We start from the raw sequence: 2,125 nt of genomic DNA on the forward strand, positions 1-2,125 counted from the left end.
CCCGCCCGAACGCCGCGCCCCGGCCCCTGGCTGCGCGGGCTGCGCCCTCGGACCGTCCGCGCCCGGATCATCGCCCTGCTGATGGTCCCGGTCGTCTCCGTCATCGCCCTCTGGGGCTTCGCCACCGTCACCACCGCCCGGGGCGTCTGGGACCTGCTGCGACTGCGCGACGCCCAGCGCACCCTGCTCACCCCCGTCGCCGAGACGGTCGCCGGGCTACAGGCCGAACGTGTCGCCGCCGGCGAGCTGTTGGCTGCCCAGAGCACGGTTCCGGGCGGCGTGCCCGGCGCCGCCCGGGAGAGCGCCCTGCGCGACGCCGCCGCCACCACCGACCGGGCGCTCGCCCCGCTCTTCCCCGACCCCCGCCACCCCGGCCAGGGCTACAACCGCGCCGACGCCGAGGGCCTCGGGGTCGACGCCGCCGCCAGCCTGGACGCCCTCGGCACCTCCCTCGCCGCGCTGCCCGATCTGCGCGCCAAGGTGGCGACCCGCAGCATCGGTTGGCCCGAGGCCTACGCCGCGTACGGCACGGCGGTGGAGCGGGCGCTCGCCGTGTCCGGCGCCGTCACCCCGGCACAGGGCGGCGGGTCGGCCGCCGAGGCCCGGGTGCTGCGGGAACTGGCCCGTTCCCGTGAACTCCTCGCTCGCGAGGACGCGTTGCTGCGCGCCGCCCAGCTCTCCGGCGCGCTCGGCGACGATCAGCTGCGCGAGTTCGACGGCCTCGCCTTCGCCCGGCGCGAGTTCGAGCAGGGCGCGACCGCCGACCTGGGGCCGGCCGACCGGGCGGCGCTGCTCGCGGTCACCGGCGGCCAGGACCACCGCGACCTGGTCGGCTACGAGGAGCGGATCCGCAGCGCCGCCGACGGCCGGACCGCCGTCGCCGCCGTTCCCGCGGACCGGTGGGGCCTGGTCGTGGGGAACGTGACCGGCGGCCTGCGCGCCGTCGAGGACCAGGCCGGACGCGTCGCCGCCGAGCGCCGGAACCCGTACGCGCTGGGCCTGTTCACCCCGGCCGGAACGGCCGTGCTGCTCGGACTGATCGGAGTGGTCGCCTCGCTGGTGATCTCGGTGCGGATCGGGCGCGGCCTGGTCACCGAGCTGATCGGCCTGCGCAACTCGGCACTTGACCTCGCCGGTCGCAAACTCCCCGCCACGATGCGGAAGTTGCGTGCGGGGCAGGAGGTGGACGTCGAGGTCGAGGCGCCGCGCCCGGTGGGCCGCGACGACGAGATCGGCCAGATACACCGGGCGCTCGGCACCGTGCAGCGCGCGGCCGTCACCGCGGCCGTCGAGCGGGCCGAAGTGCTGTCCGGGGTCTCCGGGGTGTTCGTCAACCTCGCGCGCCGCAGCCAGGTGCTGGTGCACCGCCAACTCACCCTGCTGGACACGATGGAACGGCGCACCGAGGACCCGTCGGAGCTGGCAGACCTGTTCCGGCTCGACCACCTCACCACCCGCATGCGCCGCCACGCCGAGGGCCTGATCATCCTCTCCGGCGCCGTCCCCGGCCGGGCCTGGCGCCGGCCCGTCCCGTTGGTGGACGTGGTGCGGGCGGCCGTCTCGGAGGTCGAGGAGTACGCCCGGGTCGAGGTGCACTCGCTGCCGCGCGCCGCCGTCGTCGGCCACGCCGTCGCCGACCTCACCCACCTGGTGGCCGAACTGGTGGAGAACGCCACCGGGTTCTCCCCGCCGCACACCAGGGTGCACATCCGGGGCGAACGGGTCGGCAACGGCTACGCCCTGGAGATCGAGGACCGCGGACTCGGCATGGGCCCGGCCGCGCTGCTCGCCGCCAACCGGAGGATCGCGGCCGTCGAACAGGCCGACCTGTTCGACAGCGACCGGCTCGGTCTGTTCGTGGTCAGCCGGCTCGCCCGGCGGCACGACGTGAAGGTCTCGCTGGTGACCTCCGCGTACGGCGGCACCACGGCCGTCGTCCTGTTGCCCACCGATCTGCTGGCCACCGACCCGCTGGCCACCGACCTGCTGGCCGACGAGGGCGACGGGCGAGCTCACCGTGCCGAACCGGTGGCGGAGTTGGACGTGGCCATCGCCGAATCGGGCCCCGCCCGCACTCCGGCGACGGCCCCGGACCAGTCGGCCGAGCCGCCCCTGGTGCAAGCCC

The 2,125-nt window shown here is 75.9% G+C and carries 1 protein-coding gene; it reads left to right on the forward strand.

Annotated elements, in window-relative coordinates; translation table 11 throughout:
- On the forward strand, positions 1-2,125 hold a 2,125-nt coding region (locus J0670_RS36520), incomplete at both ends, for a nitrate- and nitrite sensing domain-containing protein (protein ID WP_207817071.1).

The organism is Streptomyces sp. FH025 (genome assembly GCF_017427025.1).
Taxonomy (GTDB): Bacteria; Actinomycetota; Actinomycetes; order Streptomycetales; family Streptomycetaceae; genus Kitasatospora.